The organism is Bacteroides sp. AR29 (genome assembly GCF_900217715.1).
In the GTDB taxonomy this organism is placed as follows: Bacteria; Bacteroidota; Bacteroidia; order Bacteroidales; family Bacteroidaceae; genus Bacteroides; species Bacteroides uniformis.
Window position 1 is genome coordinate 1 of sequence record NZ_OBMS01000027.1, and the last position, 24,302, is coordinate 24,302.

The following is a 24,302-nucleotide window of genomic DNA, read 5'->3' on the forward strand; positions in this document are numbered from 1 at the left end:
TGCCCACAATGGAAAAGCTTGCCTTCAAATTCCCAAGACTCTGCAAGATACTTGCTGACGGAGGTTATCAAGGGGATTTGGCTATGTGGACAAAACAAAAGTTCGGATGGGACTTGGAGGTTGTACTCAGACCCAAAGAAAACCCCAGAAAATTCAATGTAGTACCTAAACGATGGATTGTTGAAAGGACTTTCTCATGGTTGGAAAACTATAGAAGGCTCACTATTGATTACGAATTCCTGACGGAAACGGCAGAAGCAATGGTAACGGTGGCATTTATACAAATACTCCTTAAGAGATTTTTCTAAGCATTTCAAAACAAATTCTTAAAGAATATACTGAATATGAGAGAAAATGATGAAATAACCGGTTTGTTCCGCAGTCGTCTTGCCGGCGCAGAGATGACAGTGCGGGAGGACTTCTGGGAAGGGTTGCAACGTGACTTGCCGTCACCGGTTGCCGCAAAAGGCAGGAGGCAGCTTTTTCTTTCTCCGAGGTTTCACCGCGTAGCCGCAGCCGCCTCTGTTGTATTTGTACTGGGAGCTGCTTCTGCCGCTTTCTGGTATTTCTCTCCGAAAGAGGAAATCAAGGAGGCCTTTACACAAGTGGCGGCCATGACGCCGGAAGGTAACTTGAACGGGGATGTGGTGCAGGAAAGTTTTCCCTCTATCCATCAGGCCAACCCCATGGCACAAAAGCCCGGTACACAGCATCCCGCCAACGGCATTCCGGCAGGATTGACGGCGCAGGCCGATGAGGATGAATCCATGTCTGTCCATGTTTCCATCCGGATTACCCAACGGGTGTACGGAAACCAGCAGCAGCCGGGAAACGGTTATTACAGTAACGGAACTCCGGCCGGAAACGGGAACTACCATTCAAATCCTGGCCATAAGGATGCTGATATAGATAGAATGCTGCCATCTTCTGAGGAAGAACCGGCAAAGTCTGTGGCTGTATCGCCATCTAAGCCCCGTAATTGGGCATTGAAAGCAGGCATCGGCACTTCCCTGCCGAAAGGGAATTTCCATATGCCGTTCACGGCCGGGGTAAGCGTGGAACGTTGTTTGAACAAGCATTTCTCCTTGGAAGCCGGTCTTCAGTATAATTGCTTGGATGGTGACCATACGTTGCATACGCTGGGAATTCCGGTAAGGCTGAACATGATGCTGGCCAGTACGCCGAAAGTGGATTTCTATGCTATGGTAGGTGGAGCAGCCGAGAAATGCATTGCAGGTGCTCCGGACAATGGTTTCGGTGCAGAGCCGGTACAGTTGTCGGTTGCTGCCGGAGTAGGGGTACGCTATAAAATGAACAACCGTTTTGCCTTGTTTGCAGAGCCGTCTGTATCCCATCATTTCGATACGGACTCGCAGACAAGAACCTTGCGTACGGAACGGCCCACCAATCTGAATCTGTTGTGCGGCGTGCGCATGACTTATTAATCTTAAATACCATACAAATATGAAGACTCTATACAATAAATTACATATATTCGGGCAGACTATGCTGCTCGTATTCTTTACTCTTTCTGTTCTCTCTTTGGGCTCTTGCAGCAAAGAAACGTTGGACTACAACCATCCGGATGTAGACTTGTTTGTCAAGCAGTTGAAGGCTGGCAAATATTCTACCCAAAGTCCGGATGGATTGAGTAACATGCCCAAGTTCACTTCCGAAGATATAGAGGAATTGCTGAAGTATGCCGAGGACTTGACGGTCATTCCCTCTTTCCCCCTGGCTCCGGTATCCTATTCGGCAGGTGGCAAGCTGCGTTTGGGCGAATGCATCCTGTGGACGGTAGAGACTATCCGCCTCGGGAACAATGCTTCGATGGGATGCAAGATGGTACATACGGATGCGGAGAATTATGAAGGTATCTATTTCCTTTCGGACGAAGAGGTGCTGGATGCCGCTTCGCGCTACCGCCGCTGGTGGGAAACCCGTAAGTATCCACGGACTATGTGGACGATTGATCCCTGCTATGACGAACCGCTTTGTGGCAGCGGATATATGTGGTGGTGAAATGTTTTTAGGGATTAAGTAATCAAAACTGTCAGGTGAAGATATCTATACTTGTTTGGGGGCTGCTCTGTGCAGTAGCCTTCCCTTGCTATGCCCAAAACTGGACCCCTCAGGACTCGTTGAGGCTGAACCGGTTGCTGAAGGGCGAGGGGGAGGTAAAACTGAATCCGGAGGTATTGCAGGAATTGGAAATGAACAATTCTCTGGGTACTCCGAAAGCGGTGATGGACAAGTCGTGGATGGATTTTGATAATTCATTGCCCGTCATGCCGAAAGCGCCCGAGAAAAAAGTGGTGCTTACCTTACGTCCTTATACAGCCAATACCAAATATAATTGGGACCCCATTTATCAGAAAAAAATCAAGGTAGACAAGGATACTTGGCGAGGAGATGAATTCTATGCGCTTAAGATTCTGATGATTCCTACGAACTGGGCTAAACATCCGTTTGATGCCGGTCCGCGTGAGACGGTGGAGCAGATTGAAGCAACCGGTTTGCGTTACCGGGTGACGGAGCGGGCCAATAATATGGCTGTGGGCGGTTGGCAGGGTGCCAGTGGCGGTGGAATTTCCGGTTTAGACCTGATGACACCTTTTACCCGTGAGTTTTGGAATTTCAAAGGCCGCAAGCGCCGTGCCCGTACGCTGGAAGTATTGAAGGCGTATGGAGATTCGATAACTGTTTTGGAACAACAGTAATTTATCACTTTTTGTCAAATTTTGAACTTTCTTTCTCCTCTTCTTGTTTTCATTAGTAAACCTTTAAAAAAAGTAATAATGAACAGAGTGACTTCTCTATTTGGAATAAGATATCCGATAATTCAAGGTGGTATGGTGTGGTGTAGCGGCTGGAGACTTGCTGCTGCTGTAAGCAATGCGGGAGGGCTGGGCTTGCTCGGCGCAGGTTCGATGCATCCCGAAACGTTGCGGGAGCATATCAGGAAATGCCGTGAGGCTACGCATCATGCTTTTGGTGTGAATATTCCCTTGATGTATCCCCAGATAGAAGAGATAATGCAGATTGTGGCCGACGAGGGAGTGAAGATTGTATTTACATCTGCCGGCAGCCCGAAGAAATGGACTGGTTGGTTGCACGAGCGTGGCATCACGGTGGTGCATGTTGTTTCGTCCTCGCGTTTTGCCGTGAAGGCAGAAGAGGCGGGTGTTGATGCAATAGTTGCCGAAGGCTTCGAAGCCGGTGGGCACAATGGGAGGGAGGAGACTACCACCCTGTGCCTGATACCAGCTGTACGTGCAGTTACTACACTTCCGCTGATTGCCGCCGGTGGCATTGCAACGGGTGAGGCCATGCTGGCTGCCCGGGTGCTGGGTGCGGAAGGTGTGCAGATTGGTACACGCTTTGCCTTGACGGCAGAGAGTTCTGCAAACGAGGTATTTAAGGATTACTGCTTGCATTTGGAAGAAGGGGATACCCGTCTGCTTTTGAAGAAATTGGCTCCGGTGCGTCTGGTGCGCAATAACTTTCGCAGCGCCGTAGAGGCTGCTGAGGCTGTGGGAGCTTCAGAGGAAGAACTTCGTATCCTTTTAGGGCGTGGCCGTGCCAAACGTGGTATTTTTGAAGGTGACTTGGAAGAAGGGGAACTGGAAATAGGGCAGGTATCTGCCTTGCTGCATGGAAAGGGAGTGCAGTCTGTGGCGTCGGTCATGCAAGAGTTGGTGGAGGAGAGCAGAAGGGCGTGGGAGAGAATGCAGGAATTGGATTTCTGAATATTCCCTCTTCTGGTATCATATAACAATAAAAAAGGAATATTCCCGGTGATTTCGGGGATATTCCTTTTTTAGTTTCAACTTATAACCTTTTATCCTTTGGGGATATTGGTTGTGTCTTTTGCCGTATTTCCACTTGTGGCGGAATTACTTGTGCCATTGCTGCTGGCAGTGGCGCTACCGGTAGCCATATTTGTTGCACTTTTACCGGCTGTCTGCACAGCAGGTTGCTCTTCCCAATGGAACGGTTCAAAGCTACTGTTCGGGTCAACCCAGGACGGTTTCTTGGAAGCATAAATAATGAATGGGGCAATGACTACAATCAGCGCACCGATGATGAGCACGGAGAACCATACAGTGTTGCTGCCTGTTGAAATCTGGCTGGGTGGGATAAAGCTCAATACGAATGCCAGCAATGACCCGCAGAAACCAAGACCACCGATGAGCCACATCAATCCGTTGCCATTCTTGCCGATACGGAACGGACGGTTCAGCTTCTTCATCTTATAACGCAGCACGATGGCTCCGGAGAACATCAGCATATACATGATAAGATAGAGGACTACGGTCAACTGTGACAGAATCTGGTAGAAACTCTGTACGGAAGGCATGACTACGAACAGAAGGCTCAGTACGGTTACTGCACCGCCTTGTACATAAAGGATGTTCTTCTGTACACCCAGTTTGTTTGTCTTCTGGAAGAACGGAGGCATGTAGCCTGCTTTTCCTACGGCAAAGATACCTTTGGACGGACCGGCAACCCATGTCAATACACCTGCCAGCACCCCGAATGCCAGAGCAATGGCGATGATGGGTGACAGCCAGGAGGCGCGGATGTAATGGAAATAGTTATCGAAGCCTACAAGCAGACTCTGTGTCAGACTGATGTCTTTGGCCGGGATGATGATGCCCAGTGAGAAAGTACCGAGCACGAAGATGATAACCGTAATGGCCGCACCGATGAACACTGCCTTCGGATAATTCTTGGAGGGATTGTTCACGTCTTTTACGTGGATACCGCCCATTTCCATACCGGCATAGAAGAGGAAGATACTGGCAGCAAGCACCACGTTGTCGAAGTTCGTCAAGTCGGGGAAGAAGCTGCTGTGGAAATCCAGGTTGGAGTGTCCGCCGGTGGCAAGGTAGATAATACCCAGGATAATCAGCAGTGCGGCAGGGATAATAGTCCCGACCAGGCCGCCGACCTTTGCCACTTTACCTACCCAGCTCATGCCCTTCATGGAAATGAACGTAGCTAGCCAGTAGATGATGAGGACAACAACGAGTGAGTAATACTTGTTGTTGGCCAGTGACATGTCGTGTACGTCGTTCATGCCGATGAAAGCAATGGATACGGCACCGAATGTCAATACGGTAGGATACCAGATTGTACTTTCAATCCATTGTACCCAGATGGCAAGGAAGCCCAGTTTTTTTCCGTAGGCTTCGCCCACCCAGCGGAACACACCGCCTTGCTTGTCTTGAAACATGGCAGCCAGTTCCGCGGCGACAAGTGACGTCGGAATCAGAAAAACAATGGCTGCAAATAAGTAGTAGAAGGCCGAACTCATTCCGTACACGGCCTCGGCAGGAAGTCCTCGTAGGGATACTACTGCCGTCACATTCATGATTGCCAGGGTAAATACACCCAGCTTCACTGTTTGTTTAATATTTGCCATAAGTTAAGGTTTTAGATGAAAAATATATTCAAAATCAGCGTCTATAACAACACTTGGGGAGAGTTGTTCCCAACGGATAAGTGAAAGTTCCGGTTTTAACTATTCAGGAAGCGTCGGCTTTGGGCGCGGGCTTCTGTGCAACTTTCTTGTAGAACTCTTCTTTTTCCTTATTGCGCCGTTCGACCAGGCTCGTTACATACACTGTAAAGATAGGGAACATCATCATGCCCAGCGCAGCCAGCAGTACGGACAGTACCCGTCCGGTGGGAGTGACTGCTATGATATTGGAACCCACCGTCGTCACATCCATAAATGCCCACCATAAGGCGTCTCCATATCCTTTAACTAAAGGATTGGGACCATGCTCCATGACATAAAAGGCCAGACTGGAAAAATAGACAGTGGCCAGCAACATGGTAAGGTAGGAAACGAACAGTCCCGATGCGCGGTTGTACGTCAGCCAACCCACCACGATAGCCATGGCGTAACCACCCCGCACCAATGGGATGAAACGCAGCATATAGGTTATCTCGGGTGAGAAAGTCCATCCCATATAGGCAATGATGTTTTGATAGGGTATAGCTACCAGCAGGAAAATGAAATGCGTGGCCACGTAGTGACCCTTCTTCTCTGCCAGGAACCATTCCAATACAAAATCTGCCAGGAACAGGGCGCATATCCACAACTGTACTTTCATGTAGACCGACTGTTCGTAAAAGGGGATCCCCTTGAACGTGTCGACAGAGATGCTGATAACTAAAAATAGCGACAGTATCAATATAATGACATGCAGTATGCCATAGATACCTTTTTCCCGCAATACAAATTCTGATAGAGCCATTTTCATGATGAAGTCCATTATAAAGTCATAAGTTATGAGCTATAAGTCATTTGCTGATTACGGTGCCTACCAACAAATAACTCATAACCTATAACTCATAACTAAAAAGAGAAACTTATTCTGTAATCGTTACGTTATCACCGTTGAATACACCCAGGCCGAGCTTGTTCATGATGAACTTGATTGCCGATTGGGCCTTTACGGAGTTTCCCGCTTCGTCTAGGGGAGGAGCGAAGGCCGATACTCCCATGACACCGGGCAATACGGCCATTACACCACCGCCTACACCGCTTTTGGCCGGTATGCCGGCGGTGTACATCCAGTCGCCCGAATGCTCGTAGAAGCCTACGGTAGAAATCATCGACGTGATTTTCGGTGCCAGGCTGGCTTCGAACACCGTTTGTTTGGTGACGGGGTTCACACCGTTATTGGCGATGGTTCCTGCGGCAATGCCCAGTTGCTGGGCCGTGATGCCGAGAGAACACTGGCGAGTATAGAGGTCGAGAGCCATGTCCGGATTATCGTAGATGCGGTTGTAGTTTTTCAGCAGCCAGGCAATGGAGCGGTTGTTGAAGTTGGTAGCCGTTTCCGATTTGTACAGTTCGTCGATGAGTTGTGGGGCGGAGCCGCACAGCTCAGTGACATTCTGTACAATGGCATCCCATTTCTTGTCGGAGTTTCCCACTGGCTGTACCATGGAACAGGCGGAAATGGCACCGGCATTTACCAATGGAGTGGAAGGGTGGTCGTTTTCCAGCAAGATGGCGATGATGGAGTTGAACGGTAGTCCCGTGGCATCGGCACCTATCATGTCCAGCACTTTCTGCGCACCGTATTGGCGCAGGATAAGGATGGCTGTGTGTACCTTCGAGACGGACTCTATACCGAAACGATAGTCTGTGTCACCTATATTGATGGTCTGCCCGTTCATCAGGCAGATGCTGAGTCCGAATAGTTTGGAGTCTATGTTGGCAAGGTAGGGAATATAATCCGCATTCTTGCCTCCTGTGCTGCCCTTCACCTCACTGTAGGCTTCTTGGGCAACCTCCTTTATTTGTGAAATTGATATTTTCTTTTCCATAAACACGTTGTGATGTACGATTAGACGATGTACGATTTACGATTGAAATTACTCCTTTAAACGTAGTCCGTATCAAGAGAAACTCTAATCGTACATCGTAAATCGTTTAATCGTAAATTAATTTATTTTTTATGAGTACGGCATCCGTGGTTGAATATTTTGGTTTCCACCGGCAGGTTCTTTTCCTGTGCCATACGGGTAGGAGTCGGGTAATCCAGTTTCTCCAGCTCCGTGATGGCATTCTTGATGTCACCCAGCAGCATGTCTGCCATGTCGCGGCTGAATCCTTGGCGAACAACGACGCGCATTACGACGTAGTCTTCCAGCTTTGAAGGCAGTGTATAGGCGGGTACCATCCAACCGTGTTGTGACAGCTTGTCCTGCAGGTCATACAGAGTCCATTTGGCAGCTCTTGCATATTCCGGTTTCAAATACCAGATAAACAGCGGGTTCACAACCTCGTCGGAATAGTTTACGAACGGAGCCATCTTGCCGATTTCGTCATGGATATACTTGGCGATGGTCAGAGAGTTGTACTGTACTTCCTTGTAACCCTGGAATCCCAAACGGATGAACTGGTAATATTGACCCAGAATCTGTGCGGCAGGACGGGAGAAGTTCAGGCCTACCTGAGTAATGTTGGCACCGAGGTAGTTTACGCTGAATGACATTTCTTCGGGCAGATATTCCTTGCCTTTCCAGCAAACCCAGCCCAGACCCGGATAAACCAGACCGAATTTGTGTCCGCTGACGCTGATGGAGAGTACCCACTTCAGACGGAAGTCCCATTTCTTTTCGGGATAGAGGAACGGGAGGATGAAACCGCCGCTGGCGGCATCTACGTGGATAGGAATGTCGTAGCCGGTCTTCGCATTGTAGGCATCGAGGGCTTTGTCGAGGGCTTCGACGTCATCGTTCAGTCCTGTCCATGTAACGCCTTGGATAGGCACGATACAGATGGTGTTCTCATCACACATCTTCAAGGCTTCTTCGGGGTCGAGCGTGGTCTTGTCCAGTGTCAAAGGCACTTCACGCATTTCAATCTGCCACAATTGGGCGAATTTTTCCCATACCACCTGGAAACCGGTTGAAATAACGAAGTTGGGTTTGTCGAACGGTTTGCCTTGTGCCTGACGTTTCTTGCGCCAGCGCAACCAGGCTGCCACACCACCCAGCATACATGCCTCCGAGGAACCGATGGCAAGTGCGCCGGTTTTCCAGGTTTCTTTTTCAGGAGAGTTCCAGAGGTTGGCCACGATGTTGATACATTTACCGTTCATTACGGCGATGCGCGGATATTCGGTCTCGTCAATGTAGTTGATGTTGATGGCTTCGTTCATCAACTTGGTGGCATATTCGTCCATATAGGTAGTGACGAATGTAGCCAGATTCAAGCGAGGCTGCGTTTGGGCGAAGGTCTCGTCTTTCACCATCTGATAGGCGATTTCCGGGGTAGTAGGTCCGTCGGGAATCTTTTCTACGGGTGAGGGTTGTAACATACGGTTTGAACCGAATACTTCAGTTTTTGCATCTCCTTTTCTGAAATTCAAATCTTCCATATTAATAAGTTTTTTAAAGGTTTAGGCGGCGGGGCTTTTCCCCGTCGAATTTCCCACAACAACGGGGTTTGCGGATGAAAGTTCCGGGGTTTTGCATTATTTGGCGTTTATTAAAGGGCAGCGTAGTAAAATCTTAAAAAACGAACATTCTGAAGGTAGGTTTGTTGTTCCCACATTATTCATTTAATTAATATACTACTATATGAAAATCAATACCGGAAGGGGTACAATCCCCCTTATCACGCTTGTCGGCATTTGGTCAGTCTCTGCATTGACTTCCTTGCCGGGATTGGCCGTATCACCTATTTTGGGACAACTTACTACCATTTTTCCACATGCCACAGAACTGGATATACAGATGCTTACCTCCCTGCCTTCGCTGCTGATAATTCCTTTTGTGCTGTTGGCGGGCAAGCTGGCCGAGAAACGTGACTTTGTGCGTCTGCTGAAAGCGGGGCTTTGGATGTTTGCCACCAGTGGGGTACTTTATCTTTTTTCGGATAAAATGTGGCAGTTGATGGTGGTCAGCGCTTTGCTTGGCATCGGTTCGGGGGTGATTATTCCGTTGTCCACCGGTCTGGTTTCACGCTATTTCACGGGGGAATATCGGGTGAAGCAGTTTGGTTACAGTTCTGCCATTACCAATGTGACGCTGGTTGTGGCAACGGCGGTGACTGGGTATCTGGCAGAGGTAAACTGGCACTTGCCTTTCGTGGTATACCTGCTTCCGTTGGTTTCTCTGCTGCTTGTCGGATATTTGAAGGGGGATACCGGTCAGCCGCAGATAGCAGAAGATACAGCTGCCGTTGTTCCGGAGGAATCCAAGCGTGCGATTCCCGGTAAATACGGCATCCATGTCCGCCATCTGCTACAGTTGATGCTGTTTTATGGCGTCACTACGTATGTAGTGCTGGCGGTTACTTTTGACTTGCCTTTTTTGATGGAGGCCCATCACTTCTCCAGCGGAAATTCCGGATTGATGATCTCCTTATTCTTCCTTGCCATTATGGCTCCGGGTTTCTTCCTGGGGCATATCGTGAAGTGGATGGGAAAAAATACGAAATTTTACAGTCTTTTGTCCATTGCAGCGGGTTTGCTCTTGATATGGATTTCGCCTAAAGAATGGCTGATAATACCGGGATGTATGTTGGTTGGTTTGGGATATGGTGTCATTCAACCGCTGATTTATGACGAGACAGTAGATACGGCTATACCGGAAAAAACAACCTTGGCACTGGCCTTTGTAATGGTGATGAATTATCTGGCGATTCTATTGTCCCCGTTCATTACAGATTTCTTTCAGACCTTGTTCCACACTAGTTCCAAGGAATTTCCGTTTATTTTCAATCTCTGCATCACACTGCTCGCCATGTGGTGGGAGTATGCGAGGAGGAAGGATTCTTTGTTGGGGGGGAGTTATGAGTGATGAGTGATTTGTTGGTAATTGTGCTGCGCTACCATGCTGAAAGGAAAATACCAACAAATCACTCATCACTTATAACTTATAACTCAATCGCCTCATATTTCAGCCCGAAGACGTCGGCTACAGCTTTGTATGTTACTTTGCCTTCCACTACGTTCAATCCTTGCGCCAGAGCCGGGTCGTCCTTGCAGGCTTGTCTCCAGCCTTTACATGCCAGGGAAACAGTGTAGGGCAGGGTGGCATTTGTCAGTGCCATGGTGGAGGTGAAGGGTACGGCGCCGGGGATATTGGCAACGGCGTAGTGTACAATTCCGTCCACAATGTAGGTAGGGTCGCTGTGCGTGGTGGGGTGGGAGGTTTCGAAACAACCGCCCTGGTCGATGGCTACGTCTACGAGTACCGTACCGGGTTTCATCATCTTCAGCATTTCGCTGGTGATGAGGTGTGGGGCCTTGTCACCGGGGATGAGGACGGAACCGATAACCAAGTCGATGTTCGGTAATTCCATCTTGATGTTATGGGTGGAAGAATAGAGTGTCTTTACGTTTTTCGGCATCACTTCACTCAGGTAGCGCAGGCGGGGAAGGTTGATGTCGGCAATCAGTACCTCGGCACCCATTCCGGCAGCTATCTGTGCGGCATTGGTGCCCACGATACCACCTCCAAGGATAAGTACGCGTGCGGGACGTACGCCCGTTACTCCGCCCATCAGTTTTCCCTTGCCGCCTTGTGGCTTTTCAAGGAAGCGGGCTCCTACTTGGGTAGCCATACGTCCTGCCACCTCGCTCATGGGGGTAAGCAGCGGAAGTGAACGGTCTTCTTTTTCCACGGTTTCGTAGGCGATGCAGACGGCACCACTTTCAATCATGGCTTCGGTCAGCAATTTATCGGCTGCAAAGTGGAAATAGGTAAATACCACTTGTTCCTTTTTAATCAGTTTGTACTCCGGTGCAATAGGTTCCTTTACCTTGACAATCATGTCGGCTGCGGCATACGTGTCTTCAATGGTCGGTAAAGTCTTTGCACCTACGGCGATGTAGTCATCGTCGGAAAAACCGCTGTTTACGCCTGCTGTGGCCTGCACATACACCGTATGACCTTTTTTCACCAATTCGGCTACTCCGGCAGGGGTCATTCCCACGCGGTTCTCGTTGTTCTTGATTTCTTTAGGTACTCCGATAATCATAACCTTAAAGTTTTAATTGGGGGGTTAAACATGGCGCAATATAGCGATTTCCCGGCTTGGGTGTTATTGGTGCATCTATGTTCTTCAACAGAATTTTTATGCATGTTTTAATCAATGATAATTGTAGCTTTCTGTAGGTAGAGAGAACTATTCTTTTTATATTTGCATGCATTTAAAATAATATTGACTGTACAAAATATGAAATATTCTATATTTTTCTCTCTTTTGTTCTTTATTGGTAGTGTGCAAAGCGGCTATGCCCAAGAAACCGATACAGACAAGCCTTCCTTCATCCCGCCTTTTGATTTTCCCATCACTTTCTCCGGTAACTTCGGCGAGATACGTGCCAACCATTTTCATGGCGGACTGGATTTCAAGACCGGTGGAACCATAGGCAAGCCGGTACGCGCTCTGGCCGACGGATATATTTCGCGTATCCGCGTTACCCACGGTTCGGGCTATGTGCTCGATGTGGCTTATGACAATGGTTATTCGACGATAAACCGCCATTTGAGTGCCTTTGTGGGCGATGTGGCCCGCCGGGTTGAAGACTTGCAGTACGAGAAAGAAAGTTGGGAGGTGGAAATTACTCCCGAACCCGATGAATATCCCGTGAAGGCCGGTCAGATAATAGCTTTGAGCGGAAACACCGGATACTCTTTCGGTCCGCACCTGCATCTGGATATGATAGAGACGGCTACGGACGAATATATCGACCCGCTGCCTTTCTTCATGAACAAGGTGAAAGACAAGACTGCCCCGCGTGCCGAAGGTATCATGCTGTTTCCACAGCCGGGAAAAGGAGTGGTGGAGGGCAAGCAGACGCGACGGGCTTTTCCGGCACATCCAACGAAACCCATTACCGCCTGGGGACTGATTGGTGCAGGCATCCGTGCCTACGACTATATGGACGGAGTGCAGAATAAATATGGCGTGAAGACGGTGATTCTCGAAGTGGACGGTGAGGAAGTCTTCCGCAGTACGATAGACCGCTTTGCCTATGAGGAGAACCGCTATATCAATTCGTGGACACACGGTCAGTACATGAAGTCTTTTATAGAGCCGGGCAACCGTCTTCGCATGCTGCAGGCATCCAACGGCAATCGCGGACTGGTGGAAATCAACGAAGAACGCCCTTACCGATTTGTCTATACACTGAGCGATGCGCTGGGAAATACCTCTAAAGTCCGCTTTACAGTCCAGGGACAGAAGACGATAATTGCTCCGGTGGAACATCGTGAGAAATATGCCCTCAAATGGGACAAGGTGAACTATCTGCAGGAGCCGGGGCTGGAGTTGGTTATCCCGAAAGGAATGCTCTACGATGACGTCTTGCTGAACTACTCCGTGCGGGCTGATAGTGGCGACATCGCTTTCACCTATCAACTGAACGATACCCGTATTCCTATGCACAATGCCTGCGATTTGCGTATCGGCTTGCGCCGGCGTCCAGTAGAGGATGTGACCAAATATTATGTGGCGGGCGTAACGGCGCGCGGTGGAAAATACCGTATCGGCGGTAAGTATGAGGATGGTGTCATGAAAGTGCGTATACGGGATTTGGGGACTTATACCGTGGCGGTGGATACGGTTCCGCCGGTGATAACTCCCGTAAACCAAGCCCAATGGGGACGTACGGGAAAAATCATCTTCAAGGCCAAGGACAAGGAAACCGGCATCAATACCTATCGGGGTACGATTGACGGGAAGTATGCCTTGTTTGGAAAGCCCAATTCCATCAGCGGTAACCTGGTGTGCGAGCTTGACCCGAAACATGTGGAGAAAGGCGGCAAGCACGTGGTGGAGATGACGGTGACGGATGGCTGTGGCAACCGTACCACCGAACAGTTTGATTTTGTATGGTAAAGACTGAAATATTTAGTAACATTATAATTTAGAAGTATGAAAAGTAAAAGACTGACTCTTTCCGTCTTGTTTGTTGTGGCAGCCGTGGCGAATGCGCTGGCCTGCACCAATCTTATCGTGGGCAAGAACGCTTCTGCGGACGGTTCTACCATTGTTTCCTATTCTGCCGATTCTTATGGTTTGTTCGGCGAGTTGTATCATTATCCTGCCGGTATGCACAAGAAAGGTACGCTGATTGACATACACGAGTGGGACACCGGCAAATACCTTGGGCAGATAGAGCAGGCGCGTCAGACGTACAATGTCATCGGCAATATGAATGAGTTCCAGCTCACTATCGGTGAGACGACATTCGGCGGACGTCCCGAGCTGGTGGATACCACCGGCATCATCGACTACGGCAGTTTGATTTACCTCGGTCTGCAACGCTCACGCACCGCCCGCGAGGCTATCAAGGTGATGACGGAGTTGGTGCAGGAATACGGCTATTACAGCGGTGGCGAGTCCTTTACCATTGCCGACCCCAACGAGATATGGATTATGGAGATGATTGGCAAGGGACCCGGTGTGCGCGGTGCCGTATGGGTAGCTGTCCGCGTGCCCGATGATTGTATCTCCGCACATGCCAATCAGAGCCGCATTCATCAGTTCAATATGAATGACAAGGAAAACTGCATGTACTCTGCCGACGTCATCTCTTTTGCACGCGAGAAGGGCTATTTTGACGGTGTGAACAAGGATTTCAGCTTTGCCGATGCCTACGCTCCGCTCGATTTCGGTGCCCGTCGCTATTGCGAGGCACGCGTATGGAGCTATTTCAATATGTTTACCGACCGCGGCAACGAGTTCCTGCCTTATATATTGGGTGAGACGGACACTCCGATGCCTCTGTTTGTGAAGCCCAACCGCAAGGTTTCCGTGCAGGATGTGAAGAACGCCATGCGCGACCATTATGAAGGTACTCCTCTCGACATCAGCAAAGATTTCGGCGCAGGCCCGTATCATACCCCGTACCGCCTTTCTCCACTCTCTTTCAAGGTGGGTGACCAGGAATACTTCAATGAGCGTCCCATCTCCACCCAGCAGAGCGGTTTCGTATTCGTGGCACAGATGCGCTCCGAGTTGCCCGACCCTATCGGTGGAGTATTGTGGTTCGGCACGGATGATGCCAACATGACGGTATTTACGCCCGTATACTGCTGTACGGACAAGGTTCCCGTATGCTACACCCGTGTGGACGGCGCCGATTACATCACTTTCTCCTGGAACTCCGCTTTCTGGATTTTCAACTGGGTGGCCAATATGGTTTATCCCCGTTATGACTTGATGATGGGCGACGTGCGTGCCACTCAGACAGAGTTGGAGACAACCTTCAACGAAGCGCAGGAAGGCGTTGAGGCTGCTGCTGCCAAACTGCTGGAAAAAGACCCTGCCAAAGCAAAGGCATTCCTTACCAACTATACGAACATGACTGCCCAAAGCACTTTCGATACTTGGAAACGTCTTGGCGAGTTTCTTGTCGTAAAGTATAATGACGGCGTTGTCAAACGTATGAAAAACGGTCAATTCGAACGTAATTCCATCGGCCAGCCGGCAGGCGTAATCCGCCCGGGATACCCGAAGGAGTTCCTTGAAGAGTATGTTAAGCAGACGGGAGACAGATATAAAATGCCTGAATAAAATTAGGATATTTGAACTTATTCTTCTACATTTGTGTCTTACAAAAAAGTTTATATTAACCCTTAAAACAATAACAGTCTTATGGAAAATCAGGAACTGATTAAGCAGGTGACTGAGAAAGCCGAAAAATGGCTTACCCCGGCATATGATGCCGAAACTCAGGCAGAAGTGAAACGCATGTTGGAAAACCCAGATAAAACCGAATTGATAGACAGTTTTTACAAAGACCTGGAGTTTGGAACGGGTGGTCTGCGTGGCATCATGGGTGCCGGTACAAACCGCATGAACATCTACACCGTAGGTGCCGCAACACAGGGCTTGTCCAACTATCTGAACAAATGTTTTGCCGGAAAGAAGGATATTTCCGTTGTTGTGGGGCACGACTGCCGCAACAATAGCGACAAGTTCGCAAAGATTTCTGCCGACATCTTCTCTGCAAACGGCATCAAGGTATATCTTTTTGATGACCTTCGTCCTACGCCCGAAGTTTCATTCGCCATCCGTCACTTCGGCTGTCAGAGCGGTATCAACATCACAGCCAGCCACAACCCCAGAGAATACAACGGCTACAAAGCTTATTGGGATGACGGTGCGCAGGTGCTCGCTCCGCACGACACGGCCATCATAGACGAGGTGAACAAGGTGACGGTGGCCGACATCAAGTTCAACGGCAACAAGGACTTGATTCAGATTATCGGCAAGGAAGTGGATAAGGTTTATCTGGACATGGTTCACTCCATTTCCATCGATCCCGAAGTCATCCGTCGCCAGAAAGACCTCAGCATTGTGTATACTCCGCTTCATGGCGCAGGCCGCGTGCTCATTCCGGACTCATTGAAGGAGTGGGGATTTGAGAATATCAACTGCGTGCCCGAACAGATGGTGAAGGACGGCAATTTCCCGACAGTGGTTTCTCCGAACCCCGAAAATGCCGAAGCTCTTTTCATGGCCATTGCGCTCGCCAAGAAGATTGACGCTGACATCGTGATGGCAAGTGACCCGGATGCCGACCGTGTCGGTATGGCCTGCAAGGACGATAAGGGCGAGTGGGTGCTTATTAATGGTAACCAGACTTGTCTCATTTTTTTGTACTACATCATCAAGAACCGTATTGCAATGGGCAAGATGCAGCCGAACGACTTCATCGTGAAGACCATCGTGACCACTGAACTCATCAAGGCTGTGGCAGACAAGAACAAGATTGAAATGCGCGACTGCTACACCGGCTTCAAGTGGATTGCTCGCGAAATCCGTCTGAGCGAAGGCAAGCAGCAGTATATCGGTGGTGGTGAAGAAAGCTATGGCTTCCTGGCCGAAGACTTTGTCCGTGATAAAGATGCGGTTTCTGCCTGCTCCTTGCTGGCCGAAATCTGTGCTTGGGCCAAAGACCAGGGCAAGACACTCTATGACGTATTGATGGAAATCTATGTAGAATACGGATTCTCAAAGGAAACCACCGTGAACGTGGTGAAACCCGGCAAGAGCGGTGCCGAAGAAATCAAGGCGATGATGGATAACTTCCGCGCCAATCCTCCGAAGGAAATCGGTGGTTCGGCTGTCAGCTTGATTAAGGATTACAAGACGCTGGAACTTACTGATGCCCAGGGCAACGTAAGCAAGCTGGATATGCCCGAGACTTCCAATGTACTCCAATATTTCACTGTAGACGGCACGAAGATTTCTGTCCGTCCTTCCGGTACGGAACCGAAAATCAAGTTCTATATCGAGGTGAAGGGCGAGATGGGTTGTCCGAAGTGCTATGCCGGCGCCGATGCCGAAGCAGAAAAGAAAGTGGAGGCAGTGCGCAAGTCACTCGGCATTTGATAGGAAAGAGGAAAAAATGTGTATATAGTGTTCGGAGAGGCGTAACCCGTGAGGGCTGCGCCTTTTTCTTTAGCTTTCTGTGTTGAAAGAAAACTTAAATAAAGACTTAAACCCGATGGTTGATGAACAAAACGTTTGCAGGGAAGTTTAGTATATGCAGATTGCGGTTACACACCGATTGGTTGATGTGAATGAGAGTCGTTTCATTCGTAGTTGTTCGTTTGTGAGTGTGTGTGGCGCAATCTGCTTTTTTAAATTTCTTCCCCCCTCTTTTTAATTTTTAATTCTTTAATTTTTAATTGTTCTCCATCCACCAGTCTATCAGCCTTCTTGCGATACTCAGTTTTCGTGGAATTTCGGGCAAGTTGTCTTTGGAATAGAAGGCGGCAGCGGTCAGCTCATCTTCCTGCAGTTTTATCTCCCCACTTTCGTAGTCGGCAATGAAACCCACCATCAATCCGCTGGGGTAGGGCCAGGGCTGGTTGCTGAAGTAGGTGATGTTCTTTACCTTCAGCCCCGTTTCCTCAAAAACTTCCCGTTCCACACATTCTTCCAGTGTCTCGCCGGCTTCGAGGAAGCCTGCCACCAGTCCGTAGAAGGTTCCTCGGAAGTTCCGGGCATGCACCAGCAGGATTTCGTTTCCTTTGCGTATCAGTACGATGATGGCGGTGGAAACGGGAGGGTACATCTCATTGCCGCAGTTGGGACACTTCTTCATGATGGGGGTCTGGTGCTCCATGGCGGTGCCACACACGGGGCAGAAGTGGCTGTGCTCGTCCCAATAGAGTATCTGGAAGGCCTTTCCTGCAGAACGGTACTCGTCCGGCGAGATGTAGTCGTACGATGCGCGCAGGCCTATCATGACCCATTCGTCGGTTTCGGCCACGGGCTGTTCCAAGGCGAATGCACGTACTTGCTTGCCGTTGGGGGGGAACACTTCGTGTATATTACTTCCGGCTTCCGGTGTCAGAGGAGGCTCTATACTGACGGGTACGCTGTATTTTATTTCTCCTTTGTCTGTATATCCTTTTTTCAGCAGCAGTTGGTCTTTGAAGAAGACGAACCACTGCGTGGAGGGTTTGATTTCTGTTGATTTTTCCATTGTTTGTTGTTATTATTGGGGGGATGAACACGAAAATACAGAGGCACAGAGATTTTTTTCAAAGAGATAAAGCATTAATTTCTATGTCTTTGTGTCTCTGTGTTTGCCCCCCTAAATTTCGTTTGCTGTGTCTTTTTCTTGTCGCACATAGACCGTTGACCTTCCCATCCCACGGCGGCGCAGGAACCCTTGCAGGATGAATTTGTTCAGCTCGTCTATGGCGGCATGTCTGGTCAGTCCGCTCAATTGGATGTATTCGTTTTTGTTGATGCATACATTCTGCTTGAGGAACAGTTCCAGTTCGGTTTTTCTTGTTTCTTCGGTGGTTTCTACTGCCTTTTTCGATTTCTTGGTAGTGGAGTGTACACGTTCCAACGTCATTTTCTTCTTGATGTTGTTGCGGAACGTGCTGCTGATACGCAGGTGCACGTTTTGGAATTGGACGGATTCAGAGCGGATTTTCTTTTTCTCGTCGTCGGTCTCGCGCAAGCATTTCAGTGAAGTGCTGAAGAATCCGAGTTCTCCCAGCTCCACGATGTTTCCGTTGGCAAGGAGGTCGCACAACTCGTCAATGCAGGCATCCAATGCTGCCCCTATCACATTCTTGGGCAGATGTTGGAAAGTTGCGATATGTTCCACAAACTCCTTTTGGGTATAAGTCCTTTTCGGGCAGATACGTGCATGGAGTGATTTCTTGTCTTCTTTCCCGTCGGGCGAAGGCGTTTCGTAAAGGTCGTAATACGCGCTCATAAGATATTTATTTTTGTTTATAGCGATAAACAGTTCTCGTCGCTTCGGGGAATTATTTTTGTCGCTAAGCGGATTAATTTTCTTCTTCCTAAAAACTAATCGTCCGACAACTGTTGCATTATCGTCCAACAGTTGTTTAATTATCGTCCGACAGCTGTCGGACGAAACAGAAATGGGTATGGGACGATTATTTCTTAGTGAACAAAGGTATAAAATATTGTGATACGAAGAGTAGTGTTTGGGGAGGAAAGTTTTAGTTTTCGGCAAAAGAGGGGGGATTGTTAAATCCCCAATAATAGGGACTGACCCGATGAAGGACTGGTCACTTACCTGGGGACAATTTGTCTCCAGGTAGAAATGGTAATAGATATAGGAAATGAAAGCAAATCACAACGTGTGTGCGTGTCTGTGTGTATTTGTTTTCCAAAGATAGTGAATCTTAATAAGACTCTCTCTGATTTCCCTACTATTTTGTATCTTTACACACTTTTCTTTATACATGAGTACTGACTATAAATAAATCATATTGTGGAAATAACCCAACGCATTCGTCTCCTCCTTTCCGAAATGAACCGGGGAGTATACGAAAAAGAAACTGAAATAAACCTCTCCCTGCTGGCAGCTCTGGCAGGCGAGAGCATTCTGCTCCTGGGACCTCCGGGAGTAGCCAAGTCAATGGTAGCCAGGCGGCTAAAGTCGGCTTTTACAGATGCCCGTGCCTTTGAATACCTGATGTCCCGCTTCTCTACGCCCGACGAGATTTTCGGTCCTGTCAGCATTAGCCGACTGAAAGAATCCGACAAGTATGAACGTGCCATCGACGGCTATCTGCCCACAGCCGATGTCGTGTTTCTGGACGAAATATGGAAAGCAGGCCCTGCCATACAGAACACTCTGCTGACCGTCATCAACGAGAAACTTTTCCGCAACGGCGACAAGGAACTGCATCTCCCCCTCAAACTGCTCGTAGCCGCCAGCAACGAACTGCCTGCCCAAGGCGAGGGACTGGAAGCCCTATGGGACCGCTTCCTCATCCGCATTCTCTGCACCTGCGTCAAGCAGGAAGAGTCTTTCTACAAAATGCTGCTGGACGATTCTGCCGACCATCCGGAAACGACTGCCTGCGAATGGCAAATCTCCGACCGCGAGTATGCCGAATGGCAAGCAGAGATACGCCGCGTAACCTTGCCTCTCGATGTTCTTTCCTGCATCACAGCCATTCGCCACGGACTGACAAGCGTAGAGATGCAAGACTCCGACCTGCGCCGCAATGTCTACGTCAGCGACCGCCGCTGGAAGAACATCGTGAAGCTGCTCAAGACCTCCGCCTTCGTCCACGGCCGCACGGAAGTCTCCATGACCGACCTGCTTCCCGTCTACCACTGCCTATGGAGTGAGCCTGATGAGAGCGTTGCCATCCGTGACATCGTTATCCGTGCCTTATTCGTGTCCCACACAAAACAGATTGCCGGTATCGCCTCCTCGCTGAAATCCGATTTGAAAGTCAGCCGTGTGCGCGAAGCCCTCGACAAAGCCCGCCTTGCCGGCGACCGTAGGGACGATGACCTGCTGATAACGGAACACTTCTACTACCAGGTGGAGAAACATGGTACGGGCAACACCTACATCTTTATCGTGGACTACAAAAATCTGAAGGAGTACAGCGCCAAAGATGCCCCCACCTTGGGCGTAATGTATGCCGACCCCATCAATCCCAAGCGTACCATCATCCGCGCCTTTGCCGACACCGGCGCCGTGAAAGAGGAAGGCACCGAACGCGTCACCCTCTACCGCGACGACAAGCATCTCTACATCAACGGTGTGCGCTTCCCCATGCGGCGTCTGCAACGAGGTGAGGAGCAACAACTCTGGCTGGGAAACCTCTCCGTCACCGACCGTGACTACGAGACGGAACTGGACGCCGCCGCCACCAGCATAGACCGCCTGGTAAGAGATTTGTCCGACAACCTTTTCGTCTCCGAAGAAGACAAAAAGAGCGTAGCTCAATACGTCTCCATCGTCCGCAAGGAAATAGCCTGGGCGCGTGTGGACATGCGCAAACTGAGATATGGAGACGAATAATCCTCCAGTAACCAAGAAGAAGATGAACACCACCGTCACCCGATATGACACCGCCTTCTATGTGCAGGCACTGGACCGTTTCGTTGCCACCGGAGAGTGCGCAGAGACGGATACCGAGCCCTTGTATGCCTATCTACTCTCTGTGATGAACGACTCCATGGTCAAGGTGCAGGTGCTGGGCGATGAGGTCTGTGCACGTATCTTTTACGACACCATGATTCAGTTCATCCAATTGAACTTGGAGAAGGAGAGGTACAACCTCCGGAAAAGCCAGTCGGAACGGAATGAGATGAAGCTCGTGCTGGAATGGTCCATGGCAAAACGGAAAGATGGCTGGCAAGCCTTGCTCCAGCAGATTTCCGACAAATACCGGGAATACGGCTTCGACTCCCGCTTCTACCGCAGCCACTTCGGCACAGAAGGAGGATATGCGGACGATGAAGTTTGGGAGAAAATGGTGGACGACTGGGAAGACGCCTTCCAACTGAAGATGCACGAAGAAAAGGAGAAAGAGATTGCTTTCCGCAAAGATGCCCTCGAGCGCAGGCTCCGTTCCAATCTGAAAGACATCCCCGAGTACATCCGCCAGAACCGTGTGGATAAGGACGAATTCTTCCAGACCTGGGGCATGATGAGCGGCTTGTGGAATACTGTCGACTTTGAGCGTATACGGAAAATCGTGCGCATCCAGCGCTCTTGCCCCGAGATAGTGAAAGTGGCCCGCAAGATGGGGCGTATGGCAGACGACGAAGGACGTGAGCAAATCCGCGTTGCCGAGGGAAACGTCTACAAAATGGAGCACTCCTCCAAATGTGACATCCTGGGCATCAGTACCGGCAACGACCTCAATACCCTGCTTCCCATTGAGCTTGCCCATTCCGCTGACAGTGAACTGGAAGATTTGTTCGTCTACAAATACCTTACTCGCAAGCTCCAGACCTTCCGTTATAAATCGGAAATCATGCAGCCTGCCCGGCGCATCGAAACCAAGCCTGCCCGTCCCAAAGGTCCGATGATTGTCTGTCTGGACACCTCGGGAAGCATGGCTGGCAAGCCGGAGAAGATTGCCCACTCCCTGCTGATAAAGCTCCTGGAGATAGCCGACCGTCAACGGCGGAACTGCTTTCTGATAGCCTTTTCCGTCTCCATTCATCCGATTGATGTAAGGAAAGAGCGGGCAAGGCTGCTCGAATTTTTCTCAAAGACAGCTTGCGGGGATACAGATGCCACCCGCATGCTGGAAGCCACGTTCCGCCTGCTCAAAGAAGGCAAGGAGTATATGAATGCCGATGTGCTTTGGGTCAGCGACTTCAAGATTCCTCATTCTTCACCTGCCTTTATGGAGGAGATTCGCCGTTGTCGGGAAGCCGGTACACACTTCTACGGTCTGCAGATTGGCATCACGGACAATGAGTGGGCACCATTCTTCGACCATATCTATCGAGTAGAATATACTCCTTCGCAACAGTATTAAAAGTTGATATTTACGCCTCCCATCACCGTGGCTTTCGGCATGGGGAAGCCTGCATTGATTTCATAGCGTTGCGCCAGCAGGTTTTCGCCCTTGACAAAGACGTCGGCAAAACTGCACAGACGGTAGTTGGCACGCAGGTTCCAGAGTACGAAGCTTTCCTGCTTCTCCTTACCCGGGGTGACCGAGGTATGGAGACCCTTCACGTATTGTATACCGGTAGATAGGCCCCAACGTCCTTGCGTAAAGTCCGCACCGGCATAGAGTTTGTGCTCGGGAGCCGCCAGTACCGGATTCTCCATGTGCAGCCAGCTATAATTGGCATTCATCTGCCAGTGGCGGTTGATGCGGTATCCGAGGTTGGTTTCCACACCCCAGTTCTCTATCTCGCCGGAGTTGACGTTCTTGCGCAGGGCAGGGTCTGTCATGATGATGTTGTCCCCGTTGATGTAGTAGAGGTTCACCCCATAGGACATGGCCCCTCCCAAAAGCTGCCCCGTAAAGGAGAGTTCATAGTTCATTAGGCTCTCCGCTTTCAAATCGGGGTTCTGTGGAGGGAACATGTACATCTCCCGGATGGTGGGGTTACGGAATCCTTTGCTCACCATTGCTTTCAGTTCCGCCTGCCGGGGCAGATGGAAAGCCAGTCCCCCTTGGGGAATCCATTCCGTGCCTACGTGCGAATGGTGGTCTATGCGGACACCGGCGTCCAGTGAAAGCCAACTGTTGATGTCCTGCTTGAAATCCACATAGCCTGCAAATTCATCCATCTGCTTGTCCACACCGGGGATATGGTCGCCAATCTGCTGTCCGGGTTTTGCCTCGTCGATGGCGACAACCTTGTTCCAGGACTCTCCGCCGAAGTGCTGGTAATCGAAACCTACGGTCAGGCGGTTGCCGGTGAAGAGCGTGGCGCTTTGATACCACGATATGCCCAGCATCCGGTCCTTGGAGTTGAAGTGCGACTTCTGGGGCTCTTCTCCGGGGTGGTAGCCGTCGTTAATCCAGTGCCGGCCCCAGTTATAGAAGAAGCTCACGGCGCCGGAAGTGCGGTCGTAACGATTTTCCAGTGCGAAGGAGGTCATGCCGCGTGTGATGCGCGAGTCGTTGTCTATATACGGATTGTCGGCTTCGCCGGGATTGGAGGCGTTGAAGCGGGTGATGTTCACGTCGCCCCACAGCTTCCAGGTGTCGCTGAAGTCGTATCCCAGTTTGGCATAGCCGCCATACTGCTCAAATTCCATGTCGTCACGGTGTCCGTCGGTACGGTTGTACGAGCCGGTCACCACGCTGCTGAAACGCCCTTTCCTCACGCGGTTGGAGACTTCCGTCTGCAGGGTATTGTAGGAACCGTATCCTATCTGCGCATTGGTTTTCACCCCGTCCTCCTGCATCTTGCGGGTGACGATGTTGATAACCCCGCCCATTGCATTGGACCCATAGAGGACGGAGGCGGGACCGCGCAGCACTTCCACCCGTTCGGCCATCATGCTCTGGTAGGCGTCGGCGATGGGATGCCCCATCAGGCCCATGTATTGCGGATGTCCGTCTATCAGCACCAGCAGGCTGGTCGTAGGTCCTCCGGCTGCGTTTACTCCGGCGCCTATACCGCGCAGGCTCATGCCTCCTGCGGCTCCCGTGGATACGCCGTAGCCCATGATGCCGCGGCTTGTGGTGAAAAGTCCGGGCACCTGCTCGGTCAGTGCAGGCAGGATGGAGGGCTGGTAGGTCTGTTCCAGTTGCCGGCGGCCCACTACGGAGATGGTCATTGGCAGGTGGCGGATGTCTGTTTCATTTCTTGTCCCGGTCACCACGACTTCATCAAGCTTGTAACTTTTTAGCCGGAGGCTGTCGGCAGGTGCGGACAGCATACTACCCGGAAGGGCGATACTTATTAAAATTGCGGTTAAAATCTTTTTATTCATCGTTTATCTATGGTTCTTTTTGCAAAGTTATACAACAAGAAGAATCTGTATATGATTGGTAATCCTTAAAATGGACAACCGGGG

At 50.0% G+C, this 24,302-nt stretch carries 19 protein-coding genes; 11 read left to right on the plus strand and 8 right to left on the minus strand.

Annotated features, from left to right (window positions below; genetic code table 11):
* The 5 genes from CSD97_RS15905 to CSD97_RS15925 form a co-directional block, all read left to right on the plus strand.
* A partial coding sequence (locus tag CSD97_RS15905; protein WP_143272413.1) for a transposase occupies positions 1-308 on the plus strand: 308 nt, incomplete at its 5' end.
* A gap of 36 nt (positions 309-344) precedes the next feature.
* On the plus strand, positions 345-1,445 hold the full coding sequence (locus CSD97_RS15910) for an outer membrane beta-barrel protein (protein WP_055288597.1): 1,101 nt from the start codon (positions 345-347) through the stop codon (positions 1,443-1,445).
* 19 nt (positions 1,446-1,464) lie between these two features.
* Entirely contained in the window at positions 1,465-2,022 is a 558-nt protein-coding gene (locus CSD97_RS15915) for a DUF4943 family protein (protein ID WP_009038260.1), read from the plus strand.
* A 35-nt stretch (positions 2,023-2,057) separates the two neighbouring features.
* Positions 2,058-2,720, plus strand: coding sequence for a DUF4858 domain-containing protein (locus tag CSD97_RS15920; RefSeq protein WP_016274375.1), 663 nt, complete (start codon positions 2,058-2,060; stop codon positions 2,718-2,720).
* 78 nt (positions 2,721-2,798) lie between these two features.
* Positions 2,799-3,749, plus strand: a complete 951-nt coding sequence (locus tag CSD97_RS15925) for a nitronate monooxygenase (RefSeq protein ID WP_005831206.1) — start codon at positions 2,799-2,801, stop codon at positions 3,747-3,749.
* Between the two features lie 92 nt (positions 3,750-3,841).
* Here the strand turns inward: CSD97_RS15925 and gadC are convergent, their stop codons facing one another.
* From gadC to CSD97_RS15945, 4 genes are all read right to left on the minus strand, one after another.
* Positions 3,842-5,428: a putative glutamine/gamma-aminobutyrate antiporter GadC gene (gadC, locus tag CSD97_RS15930; RefSeq protein ID WP_005832260.1), complete on the minus strand. Its 1,587-nt coding sequence runs from the start codon at positions 5,426-5,428 to the stop codon at positions 3,842-3,844.
* A gap of 103 nt (positions 5,429-5,531) precedes the next feature.
* The gene (locus CSD97_RS15935; protein WP_005832258.1) at positions 5,532-6,275 is read right to left on the minus strand and encodes a potassium channel family protein; all 744 of its coding nucleotides are present in this window, start codon (positions 6,273-6,275) and stop codon (positions 5,532-5,534) included.
* 109 nt (positions 6,276-6,384) lie between these two features.
* A complete protein-coding gene (gene glsA, locus CSD97_RS15940; RefSeq protein ID WP_098032695.1) occupies positions 6,385-7,350 on the minus strand; it encodes a glutaminase A in 966 nt (321 codons plus the stop codon).
* 122 nt (positions 7,351-7,472) lie between these two features.
* Entirely contained in the window at positions 7,473-8,909 is a 1,437-nt protein-coding gene (locus CSD97_RS15945) for a glutamate decarboxylase (RefSeq protein ID WP_005831197.1), read from the minus strand.
* A 202-nt stretch (positions 8,910-9,111) separates the two neighbouring features.
* On the opposite strand from CSD97_RS15945, the gene CSD97_RS15950 reads away from it, so the two are divergent.
* Positions 9,112-10,335 carry an MFS transporter gene (locus CSD97_RS15950; protein WP_098032696.1) on the plus strand — a complete coding sequence of 408 codons (1,224 nt, stop codon included), beginning with the start codon at positions 9,112-9,114 and terminating at the stop codon, positions 10,333-10,335.
* 76 nt (positions 10,336-10,411) lie between these two features.
* On the opposite strand, the gene ald is transcribed toward CSD97_RS15950, so the two are convergent.
* On the minus strand, positions 10,412-11,518 hold the full coding sequence (ald, locus tag CSD97_RS15955) for an alanine dehydrogenase (protein ID WP_057256418.1): 1,107 nt from the start codon (positions 11,516-11,518) through the stop codon (positions 10,412-10,414).
* A gap of 183 nt (positions 11,519-11,701) precedes the next feature.
* On the opposite strand from ald, the gene CSD97_RS15960 reads away from it, so the two are divergent.
* The 3 genes from CSD97_RS15960 to CSD97_RS15970 all read left to right on the plus strand — a co-directional run bounded on the left by CSD97_RS15960 (position 11,702) and on the right by CSD97_RS15970 (position 16,888).
* Positions 11,702-13,384, plus strand: a complete 1,683-nt coding sequence (locus CSD97_RS15960) for a M23 family metallopeptidase (RefSeq protein WP_098032697.1) — start codon at positions 11,702-11,704, stop codon at positions 13,382-13,384.
* A gap of 36 nt (positions 13,385-13,420) precedes the next feature.
* On the plus strand, positions 13,421-15,064 hold the full coding sequence (locus tag CSD97_RS15965; RefSeq protein WP_098032698.1) for a C69 family dipeptidase: 1,644 nt from the start codon (positions 13,421-13,423) through the stop codon (positions 15,062-15,064).
* Positions 15,065-15,145: 81 nt separating this feature from the next.
* Positions 15,146-16,888, plus strand: coding sequence for a phospho-sugar mutase (locus tag CSD97_RS15970; RefSeq protein ID WP_098032699.1), 1,743 nt, complete (start codon positions 15,146-15,148; stop codon positions 16,886-16,888).
* A 295-nt stretch (positions 16,889-17,183) separates the two neighbouring features.
* Here the strand turns inward: CSD97_RS15970 and nudC are convergent, their stop codons facing one another.
* Both nudC and CSD97_RS15980 read right to left on the minus strand, forming a co-directional pair.
* On the minus strand, positions 17,184-17,990 hold the full coding sequence (gene nudC / locus CSD97_RS15975; protein WP_098032700.1) for an NAD(+) diphosphatase: 807 nt from the start codon (positions 17,988-17,990) through the stop codon (positions 17,184-17,186).
* Between the two features lie 111 nt (positions 17,991-18,101).
* Positions 18,102-18,740: an HU family DNA-binding protein gene (locus CSD97_RS15980; RefSeq protein ID WP_098032701.1), complete on the minus strand. Its 639-nt coding sequence runs from the start codon at positions 18,738-18,740 to the stop codon at positions 18,102-18,104.
* A 528-nt stretch (positions 18,741-19,268) separates the two neighbouring features.
* Here CSD97_RS15980 and CSD97_RS15985 point away from each other — a divergent pair.
* Complete coding sequence (locus CSD97_RS15985; RefSeq protein WP_008664763.1) at positions 19,269-20,822, plus strand: AAA family ATPase; 1,554 nt, start codon at positions 19,269-19,271, stop codon at positions 20,820-20,822.
* Between the two features lie 22 nt (positions 20,823-20,844).
* The gene (locus CSD97_RS15990; RefSeq protein ID WP_098032718.1) at positions 20,845-22,296 is read left to right on the plus strand and encodes a hypothetical protein; all 1,452 of its coding nucleotides are present in this window, start codon (positions 20,845-20,847) and stop codon (positions 22,294-22,296) included.
* Here CSD97_RS15990 and CSD97_RS15995 read toward each other — a convergent pair.
* Complete coding sequence (locus CSD97_RS15995; protein WP_098032702.1) at positions 22,293-24,218, minus strand: TonB-dependent receptor; 1,926 nt, start codon at positions 24,216-24,218, stop codon at positions 22,293-22,295. The two genes, CSD97_RS15990 and CSD97_RS15995, sit on opposite strands and share 4 nt — an antisense overlap.
* Between the last annotated feature and the right edge of the window lie 84 nt (positions 24,219-24,302).

Excerpts from the sequence above, each read along its gene's own strand:
- CSD97_RS15995 (WP_098032702.1), bottom strand. The coding sequence starts at position 24,218 with ATGAATAAAAAGATTTTAACCGCAATTTTAATAAGTATCGCCCTTCCG.
- CSD97_RS15980 (WP_098032701.1), bottom strand. The coding sequence starts at position 18,740 with ATGAGCGCGTATTACGACCTTTACGAAACGCCTTCGCCCGACGGGAAA.
- nudC (WP_098032700.1), bottom strand. The coding sequence starts at position 17,990 with ATGGAAAAATCAACAGAAATCAAACCCTCCACGCAGTGGTTCGTCTTC.
- CSD97_RS15970 (WP_098032699.1), top strand. The coding sequence starts at position 15,146 with ATGGAAAATCAGGAACTGATTAAGCAGGTGACTGAGAAAGCCGAAAAA.
- CSD97_RS15945 (WP_005831197.1), bottom strand. The coding sequence starts at position 8,909 with ATGGAAGATTTGAATTTCAGAAAAGGAGATGCAAAAACTGAAGTATTC.
- CSD97_RS15915 (WP_009038260.1), top strand. The coding sequence starts at position 1,465 with ATGAAGACTCTATACAATAAATTACATATATTCGGGCAGACTATGCTG.
- gadC (WP_005832260.1), bottom strand. The coding sequence starts at position 5,428 with ATGGCAAATATTAAACAAACAGTGAAGCTGGGTGTATTTACCCTGGCA.
- CSD97_RS15910 (WP_055288597.1), top strand. The coding sequence starts at position 345 with ATGAGAGAAAATGATGAAATAACCGGTTTGTTCCGCAGTCGTCTTGCC.
- CSD97_RS15935 (WP_005832258.1), bottom strand. The coding sequence starts at position 6,275 with ATGAAAATGGCTCTATCAGAATTTGTATTGCGGGAAAAAGGTATCTAT.
- glsA (WP_098032695.1), bottom strand. The coding sequence starts at position 7,350 with ATGGAAAAGAAAATATCAATTTCACAAATAAAGGAGGTTGCCCAAGAA.
- CSD97_RS15925 (WP_005831206.1), top strand. The coding sequence starts at position 2,799 with ATGAACAGAGTGACTTCTCTATTTGGAATAAGATATCCGATAATTCAA.
- CSD97_RS15950 (WP_098032696.1), top strand. The coding sequence starts at position 9,112 with ATGAAAATCAATACCGGAAGGGGTACAATCCCCCTTATCACGCTTGTC.
- CSD97_RS15965 (WP_098032698.1), top strand. The coding sequence starts at position 13,421 with ATGAAAAGTAAAAGACTGACTCTTTCCGTCTTGTTTGTTGTGGCAGCC.
- CSD97_RS15990 (WP_098032718.1), top strand. The coding sequence starts at position 20,845 with ATGAACACCACCGTCACCCGATATGACACCGCCTTCTATGTGCAGGCA.
- ald (WP_057256418.1), bottom strand. The coding sequence starts at position 11,518 with ATGATTATCGGAGTACCTAAAGAAATCAAGAACAACGAGAACCGCGTG.